This window comes from Candidatus Streptomyces philanthi (assembly GCF_059553635.1).
Genome location: NZ_JCANQV010000340.1, coordinates 1 through 5680, shown reverse-complemented (window position 1 = coordinate 5680; position 5680 = coordinate 1). Strand labels below are relative to the sequence as shown.

Below are 5680 nucleotides of genomic sequence, written 5' to 3'. Positions count from 1 at the left end.
CCGTGGTGGTCGGGGGGATCTTCGCCGGGCCGCCCGTCGCGCGGGCGGTGCAGGACCACTTCGCCCAGCGGGTGCCCGTGCACCCGGTCGTCTGGAAGGCGTCGCACTCCGCGGCGAAGCACCAGGCCAAGCAGGCGGGCGACGGGTACGCCAACACCTGGTGGGGCACGGGGTACTCCGGGGACTCCGCGGGCCAGTGGATCCAGGCGGGTTTCGGCCAGCCCACCGACCTGCTCTCCCTGCTCATCACGCCGGGTACCTCGCCGCGTTCCGCGCAGGCGGCGGACCAGGCCCGTCCGCAGGAGTTCGACCTGGTCGTCACCGACTCGTCCGGCAAGGCGCACACCTCGCACCACCGGATCAACGACGGGGGCGCGCAGCAGATCGATGTGCACGTACGTGACGCGGTGACGGTGCGGCTGGTGCTGCGTTCCGCGTACGGCGCCACGGACAAGAAGCAGGTGGCCGTCGCCGAGCTGGAGTTCTTCGGCCGTTCCACCACCTGACCGGCGCGGCGCCCGGGGCGGGCCCCCGGGCGCTCGGCTACCGGGTCAGTAGGGCTTGGTCGGCAGGTACTTGCCGTCCAGGGTGATCACGGCGCGCTCGCCGCCCTGGGGGTCGGGAACCTTCTTCACGTCGAGCCGGAAGTCGATCGCGCTGATGATGCCGTCGCCGAACTGCTCGTGGACCAGGGCCTTGAGGGTGGTCCCGTAGACCTGGAGCACCTCGTAGAAGCGGTAGATCGTCGGGTCGGTCGGGACGGCGCCCGGCAGGGAGCCGCGGGTGGGCACGGTCTGGAGCAGCCGCGCTGCGTCGTCGTCCAGGTCCAGGAGCTGGGCGACGGCGCGGGCCGCGGTCTCGGGCAGGGGGTGCTGGCCGAGCACGGCGGCCGTGACGAAGGCGACCGACAGTCCCGCGGCGTCGGCGATCTGCTGCCAGGTCAGGTCCTTGCGGATCTTGGCCTCGACGGCCCGGACGGCGAGTTCCTGACGGGCCGTGGGGTCGAACTGGGCGTGCACCATGGGGCGGGCTTCCTTTCGACGGTGCCGTTCCCGGCGGGCGAGGGGAACGGGGGGACGGGGCAGGCAGGCCGCGGGGACGGGGCCGGTCCGGCGTCCGCGTACGCACCGGGACCGCTCCGTGGGTCCCGGTGAGCGCGGTCCCGTCCGGCACCTTCGTCACCACAAACACCTCGCTTCACTCCTGCCTCTCTCGAACCTGCCCCTCCTCGTACGCCGTCACCCTCCCTGTCCGCTCCGACTGCGGGCGTGGTATCTCCCCTCCAGGGCCTCGTACGCCCCCGCGCCGTCACCGTCCGGCCTCCGCCCCACCCCCGGACGAGGGAACGGACGGCGCGGTGGCCGTGGCCCGGGGTAGGACGCAGGCGATCGTCGCTCGACACCGGGAGCCCGCATGCCACGTACGAATGTCACCGTCCCGACCGAGGACGGCGTCTGCCCCGCGACCCTGCACACGCCGTCGGACGGCGGCGCCCGGCCCGCCGTGGTCCTCTACCCGGACGCCGCCGGGGCCCGGGAGACCTTCGCCGCGATGGCGGACCGGCTCGCCGGCCTCGGCCACACCGTGCTCCTGCCCGACGTCTACTACCGCTCCTCCGGACACGCCCCCTTCGACCTCTCCACGGTGTTCGCCGACCCGGCCGAGTTCCAGCGCCTGATGTCCCTGGTCAAAAGCCTCACCACGGACCGGATCGTCCGCGACGCGGCCGCGTTCCTCTCGTTCCTCACGGACCGCCCCGAGGTGTCCGGGACCGGTGTGGGCACCACCGGGTACTGCATGGGCGGCCGGATCTCCCTGATCGTGGCCGGGCACCATCCGGACCGTGTCACCGCCGCCGCGTCGTTCCACGGCGGTCAGCTCGCTGCCGAGGACGACCCCGGCAGCCCCCATCTGCTGGCCGACCGCATCCGTGCGACCGTCTATGTGGCAGCCGCCGAGAACGACGAGCACTTCCCCCGCGCACAGCGCGAACGACTGGAGCGCGCCCTCACCGACGGCGGGGTCGAGCACACCGTCGAGACCTATCCCGCCGCACACGGCTTCGCGGTGCCGGACAACCCGACCTACGACGCCGCCGCCTCCGCCCGCCACTGGACCGCCCTGGCCCGCCTGTACGCCGAGACCCTGGGCAGCTGACCACCGGCCACGAGGGCAAAGGGAAAGGGCACCCACGGCGTGGGTGCCCTTCTCTTGTTACCAGGTGTGACTCCGCCGGGACGGAATGTGCCGTCAGCTGTCCTTCTTCTCGCTCTCCGCCCGCTTCGCCTTGATGCGCGCGGTCTCCTTGCGCACCTCGGCCTGGGTGGCGCGCTCCTTCTGGAGCCACTCGGGGGCCTCGCGCTTCAGCTCCTCGATCTGCTCCGTGGTGAGGGCCTCGGTGACACCGCCGCGGGCGAGACCCGAGATGGAGACGCCGAGCTTGGCGGCGACCACCGGCCGGGGGTGGGGGCCGTTGCGGCGCAGCTCGCGCAGCCACTCGGGCGGGTCGGCCTGCAGGGCGTTCAATTCGTCGCGCGAGACGACACCCTCCTGGAACTCTGCGGGGGTGGCCTGGAGGTACACACCCAGCTTCTTCGCCGCGGTCGCGGGCTTCATGGTCTGGGTGCTCTGGTGCGACGTCATGGTGCCAAGGATATCGAGCGTGTGCACCGCCTCCGAACACGCCCGGTAACCTGGCCACGTGACAGGCTCGGAAGTACCCCGTTCGTTCCGGCTCGCGTACGTTCCGGGCGTGATCCCCGCCAAGTGGGTGAAGATCTGGAACGAGCGGCTGCCGGACATCCCGCTGACCCTCGTCCAGGTGCCCGCCGCCGAGGCGCCCGGCATGCTGCGCGACCGTGCCACCGACGCGGGTTTCGTACGGCTGCCGATCGACCGGACGGATCTCAGCGCGATCCCCCTCTACACCGAGACGACCGTGGTCGTGGTCCCCAAGGACCACCTGATCACCGCGGCCGACGCGGTGTCCCCCGACGATCTCGCCGACGAGATCGTGCTGCACCCCCTCGACGACACCCTCGACTGGGAGCGGCCGCCGGGACGCCCGGCGATCGAGCGGCCCGCCACCACGGCGGACGCCATCGAGCTGGTGGCGGCGGGCGTGGGGCTGCTCGTCGTCCCGCAGTCGCTGGCCCGTCTGCACCACCGCCGGGACCTGACCTACCGGACGATCACGGACGTACCGCAGTCGCAGGTCGCGCTGTCGTGGCCCGAGGACGCCACCACCGATCTGGTGGAGGATTTCATCGGGATCGTCCGCGGCCGGACCGTCAACAGCACGCGCGGCCGCCGGCCCGCCGCCGAGGCGCAGCCGAAGGACAAGCGGCCGGAGGCGGGCCGCGCCCAGCGCAAGCCCGCGGGCGGCAAGGCGGCTGGCGGCAGGACAGCGGGCGGTAAGGCAGCGGGGAAGGGCGCGCGGCGTGGCTCCGGCGGCCCGAAGGGCACACGCGGCAGGCCCCGCCGCAGGTCGTAGGCCCAGACGGCGGGCACATGCGGCGGGCCACCCTGTTGATCGTCTGCGGCGTTTCGGATAGCAATGACCCGTGATACGAGGAAGCAAGGTCGGGTTACGGACCCGGCGTGACAGCGATGTCCCGATACTCCAGGCCGAGCTGTACGAGGACGTGCTGACACGTTCGCGTTCGGACTCCGCCCCCTGGCGTCCCCTTCCTCCGGACGCGGCGGACTCCCCCGCCGCGGCGGCCGTGCCGTCGGAGGCGCGGGCGTACTTCTCGGTGGAGGAGCTGGCGTCGCAGGAGCTGGCCGGCGAGGCCCTGGTGTGGGGCATCAATCCCCACAACAGGTCGGCCCACCTGGGACTCTCCCTGCTCCCGGCCTTCCGGGGACGGGGCCTGGGGACCGACATCGTCCGGGCCTTGTGCACCTACGGGTTCACCGTCCGCGGCCTGCAACGGCTCCAGATCGAGACCCTCGCCGACAACACCGCGATGATCGCGGCGGCGACCGGGAACGGGTTCGTGATCGAGGGCACCCTGCGGCGTTCCGCCTGGGTGTACGGGGCCTTCCACAACACGGTGGTCCTCGGGCTGCTCGCCGGGGAGTGGACGGCGTAGGGCGGGGGGTGTCGCGTCCGGTGTGTGCCTGCGGGAGGGGGCGGGGCACCCCCACGTCCAGAGCGCGCGGTGTTTCGGCGGCGTGCGGTACGGCGCCCCGGAGGCCGAGGCCCGCCGCCCGTACCGGGTCCTTCACCACCCCTGTCAGGGGGCGGTTCCGGGAAGTGGACCCGTGAGGGCGGCGTGACCGTGGTTCTCCGAGGGCCGTGGTGGGGTCAGCCCGCCTCGCCGGCCTCGACCGAGGTGACGGTGAACCGTCCGCCGCAGACCCGGAAGCCGGCGCTGCGCGTGGTCATCGACTCCTTCGAGCCGGGCGGGTAGACGTAGATGATCTGCGCGCCCGACCAGCAGGGGATGTCCGAGACACCCTCGTTGACGGTGCGGAGCACGGCGTGGGCGCTCTGCCCCGGCCGCAGCTGGACGGGCTTCCCCGCGGCGCCCTCGCGCGCGGCGGGCTTGCCGACGGACGAGCCGTCGCGGGCGATCAGCGACACACCGGGGAAGCCGCGGAGCGTGCAGGTCTGCTTGCTCTTGTTGGTGAAGACCAGCGGGACGTGGATGTTGCCGGCGCCGACGTCGGTCCGGCCGAGCCGCAGCGACAGGTTGGCGGCGGTGCAGCGGTCCGACGCGGTCAGCGCGGCGGTGCCGTGCCCGGCGGCGCTCGGGGCGTTGCCGTGGACGGCGGACTCCGACGCGCCGGAGGGGCGGGCGACGTGGGCCGACGGCTGGGCGTCGTGCCCCGGGGGCGGTGCGACGTCGCCGCTGCCCGTGCCCGTGCTTCCCGCCCCGGTGGACGTCGTGGGGGCCTGCGCGGCCGGCGCGCGGGAAGCGGAGTTCTCCCCGCTCTGGCAGGCGGTGAGCATGAGTGCGGAGACGGCGATCAGAGACCCGGCGGCGACCCGGCGGCCGCGGCCGAGGGGCGAACTGGTGAGCGACATGGGGCTCCCCCTCTTCTGGTGGGTGCGTACCCGTGGCACGGGTGCGTACGGTCCGTCCGGTGTGCTTCCAGCGTGACCCGGGGCGCTGCCGGTCCGCTAATGAGGCGCTAACGCCTCGCTAACGGAGGCATCGCGAAGCGCGCGGAACACGCGGCAGCGACCGGCGCACGGAGGCATTGTGCCGGGCGGGGGCGCGTGTCGCGGCGCTATGGTGTCCGACTGCGCCGGGTGCGTGTCGGGGGACGCACCGGGACAAGGGTGATGAGCTGCGGCGATGCGGACAGGCGGGGCCGAAGGCCCGCGCCGATGATGACGCGAATGCACGTGCCGGACATACGGGGTTTGCGGGGTGGTTGCTCGCGGCCGCGTCCGTACGGTGTGACGCGCCGGGGTGGGGTGTTCCTGGGGAACGGGGTGTCCGCCATGGTTTCCCGGGGATCGACGGGTGGTCAGCGGGTGCGGTTGAGGGACGGCATCGGTTCGGCTTGGCCCTGGTTGCTGGTGAGGAGGCCGATCGAGGCTCGTAGTGGGGCGGTTGTGATGCGGGTGGTGGGTCGGGTGTGACCGTCGGTTTCACGGGGATGCCGACGCACTGGTGGACGGCTGATGCGGTGGGAGCGCGTGGCACTGCCGCACCGTGGGCGGCAG

General features: G+C 72.8%; 7 protein-coding genes. 4 read left to right on the top strand and 3 right to left on the bottom strand.

What is annotated here, in order from left to right:
- Positions 1–506, top strand: a 506-nt coding sequence (locus tag AC51EU_RS26310; RefSeq protein WP_496269573.1) for an NADase-type glycan-binding domain-containing protein, incomplete at its 5' end; no start/stop codon positions are given.
- Between the two features lie 45 nt (positions 507–551).
- Here AC51EU_RS26310 and cynS read toward each other — a convergent pair.
- Entirely contained in the window at positions 552–1022 is a 471-nt protein-coding gene (gene cynS / locus AC51EU_RS26305; RefSeq protein WP_496269572.1) for a cyanase, read from the bottom strand.
- A 391-nt stretch (positions 1023–1413) separates the two neighbouring features.
- On the opposite strand from cynS, the gene AC51EU_RS26300 reads away from it, so the two are divergent.
- Positions 1414–2157 (top strand): dienelactone hydrolase family protein, encoded by a 744-nt coding sequence (locus AC51EU_RS26300; protein ID WP_496269571.1) that lies wholly within the window; start codon positions 1414–1416, stop codon positions 2155–2157.
- Positions 2158–2250: 93 nt separating this feature from the next.
- On the opposite strand, the gene AC51EU_RS26295 is transcribed toward AC51EU_RS26300, so the two are convergent.
- Complete coding sequence (locus AC51EU_RS26295) at positions 2251–2643, bottom strand: DUF5997 family protein (RefSeq protein ID WP_496269570.1); 393 nt, start codon at positions 2641–2643, stop codon at positions 2251–2253.
- A gap of 58 nt (positions 2644–2701) precedes the next feature.
- Between AC51EU_RS26295 and AC51EU_RS26290 the strand changes: the two genes are divergently transcribed.
- Together AC51EU_RS26290 and AC51EU_RS26285 are read left to right on the top strand one after the other, a co-directional pair.
- Positions 2702–3493 carry a LysR family substrate-binding domain-containing protein gene (locus AC51EU_RS26290; protein WP_496269569.1) on the top strand — a complete coding sequence of 264 codons (792 nt, stop codon included), beginning with the start codon at positions 2702–2704 and terminating at the stop codon, positions 3491–3493.
- A gap of 70 nt (positions 3494–3563) precedes the next feature.
- Positions 3564–4094: a GNAT family N-acetyltransferase gene (locus AC51EU_RS26285; protein ID WP_496269568.1), complete on the top strand. Its 531-nt coding sequence runs from the start codon at positions 3564–3566 to the stop codon at positions 4092–4094.
- Between the two features lie 215 nt (positions 4095–4309).
- Here AC51EU_RS26285 and AC51EU_RS26280 read toward each other — a convergent pair whose 3' ends face one another.
- Positions 4310–5032, bottom strand: a complete 723-nt coding sequence (locus AC51EU_RS26280; protein ID WP_496269567.1) for a DUF4232 domain-containing protein — start codon at positions 5030–5032, stop codon at positions 4310–4312.
- Positions 5033–5680 lie beyond the last annotated feature (648 nt).